Source organism: Haladaptatus sp. W1 (assembly GCF_001723155.1).
GTDB classification, from domain to species: domain Archaea; phylum Halobacteriota; class Halobacteria; order Halobacteriales; family Haladaptataceae; genus Haladaptatus; species Haladaptatus paucihalophilus.
In genome coordinates this window covers 1-2,014 of sequence record NZ_MEIH01000355.1, presented here as the reverse complement: position 1 = coordinate 2,014, position 2,014 = coordinate 1, and the positions used below count along the sequence as shown (strand labels likewise).

The following is a 2,014-nucleotide window of genomic DNA, read 5'->3' as shown; positions in this document are numbered from 1 at the left end:
ACAAACTCCGAGAGCAGTGCGAGTTCAGTTGGGTCAGCGTCGTTCACTGTCGCAATCGCCCTGATCAGCTCTTCACTGACGTTGTCTGTTATCGGATCAAACTCAGTCTGGTAGGCCTCATCGTCTGTTTGCTTGTGCTCGTCGTTGGAATGGGGATGTTCGGTCATGGTGTGGGTGCGAGAAGTGATAACTATAGAATGCACCCACACATGGCATGTGAAACAGCCAGACTGTTTCTGAAAGGTTTGTTTCCCCGCCTGGAAACAGATACACAGTATGTCCTTGCTCCTTCGTCAGAGAAACCTATGCACACCAGTCACATAAAGCTCTGGCTGGGAATCGAACACAATTGAAGTGAAGGATACTCCGTGCCACTCGTACATCCGTCCCTCACGAACACAAACGATACAGCAGAAGGTAGTCAGTCGCCGTACGCAGTAGGCTCGGACACCGTAATCCACCCATCACTCGCAACCTCGACGTGATACTGGTTATATCGGAAGGAAACACTCCCCTCACTATCACGGGTCTGTCCGGCGACCTTCGGCCCGAAGAAGCCGTCTTCAATCGCGGCAATATCCACACACTCGTATAACGGGGGATCTTTGATGTCGACGGGCGCAACGTCTGCGGCGTCCGCGATTGCGAACATGATTTCGGTGGTGAGATCGCGGTGGCTCTCTCGTTCGTAATGGGCCTGTGTCATAAACGCCATGTCGGGATCGTCGGGTCCGTTTCCGTCCTGTGCAAGTTTGGTGCCATCATCGGTTTGGTCATTACTTGTGGTCATCTGTCGTCCTCCGTGTGAAAATATCCTATCGTACTGTCGAGCCCGAGGCAGTGATATCTCTCTGGGCAGCCATGGGTTACCGAGTGTCCTCCCGGTCGAACTCGCTGCGAGCGTGTGTTTCTTGTCGATTGTCGAGACTGCCACCGGCACCCTCCAACGCCGTCAACACCTGCACTGCATGTGGACCTGGCGTGATCGTCTCGGTATCTGCATCAAACTCGATCACGTCCAAGTCGACGAGTTTCGGAACATGAGAGTTGAATCTGATAGAGTCGCCGCTCGATGAACGAGGGCGAGAGATAGGGGTGTTCCACGTAGTTCGTTGCAGCGTCCGTGGTCGCCATTCGTCGTGAGTTTGGTCGTCATTCGGTTAAAGGATTCGTGTGGCGGAGTGAAAGTGGTCGGCGAAGGTTTATATGAGATAGCGGGACCAAACCCGCCAATCGAATGGCAAAACACCTCCGCTACGTCGTTCGGATGCTGTTCCTCTGGCTGAGAGCGGTCGTCCGACGGAAGTGTTCGACGGTTCGTCGTCTCCGAACCGGTCAGAGTATCGAACTCGCCAAGGGAGAGAATGGTCAGGTGCAGCGCGATGACGACCTCCCGAAGTACGGTTACGGATGATCAAACGAGCATCGGCAGATACCGCAACCCGACGAAGATAGCCACGGCGGCACCGATGGGAATCGTGAGGTTGTCGTGATGACGTAGCCCGCGATGACGGGTTTCACGCCGTCCGCGAGCGTCGCAGCGACGGCACCGAACACGGCGGCGGGAAGCGGGAGGCCGAAGGCGGATGCGATGAGAAGACAGACCGCGAAAGTCACCAGCAAAGTGTGGGCCGCCTTGATGCCGAGTTCGCCCGACCCGATGAGGCCGCTGATGGGGTCGGCGATGGTCAGCATGAGCATCGCGGGAATGGCGATTCGCGGTTCGAACACCCACGCCGTCGCGGTCATGCCGAAGAAGTAGAGGGCGTAACCTGCGAGGTTGTCCTGTTCGTAACTCCGCGTGAGTTCGTCGTATATCTTCCAGTCGAGGCCGACGAACAGGCGGATGATTTCGAGTGCGAGCGCGACCGCGGAACCGAGGAGAAGAAGCCAGCGCAACTGCTCCCACGTCAGCAAGCCCAGTAGGTACAGCGCCGGAAATCCGGTTCCGCTGACGTGTACCAGCCTGCGCTTGACTTCACCCGCCACGGTTAGAGTTCGGAGAAGGCGCGCT

3 protein-coding genes and 1 pseudogene are annotated in these 2,014 nt (G+C 56.7%); 1 reads left to right on the top strand and 3 read right to left on the bottom strand.

Going from position 1 to position 2,014, the window contains the following annotated elements:
- Positions 1-421 precede the first annotated feature (421 nt).
- A complete protein-coding gene (locus BG842_RS21055; protein ID WP_083252680.1) occupies positions 422-790 on the bottom strand; it encodes a HalOD1 output domain-containing protein in 369 nt (122 codons plus the stop codon).
- 76 nt (positions 791-866) lie between these two features.
- A complete protein-coding gene (locus tag BG842_RS30250) occupies positions 867-1,022 on the bottom strand; it encodes a hypothetical protein (RefSeq protein WP_217493358.1) in 156 nt (51 codons plus the stop codon).
- Positions 1,023-1,237: 215 nt separating this feature from the next.
- Here BG842_RS30250 and BG842_RS30245 point away from each other — a divergent pair, with 215 nt between their 5' ends.
- A complete protein-coding gene (locus tag BG842_RS30245; protein ID WP_175424082.1) occupies positions 1,238-1,414 on the top strand; it encodes a hypothetical protein in 177 nt (58 codons plus the stop codon).
- Here BG842_RS30245 and BG842_RS21050 read toward each other — a convergent pair.
- Positions 1,415-1,989: pseudogene (locus tag BG842_RS21050) on the bottom strand (dolichol kinase). It lies immediately after the preceding gene.
- Positions 1,990-2,014: the final 25 nt, after the last annotated feature.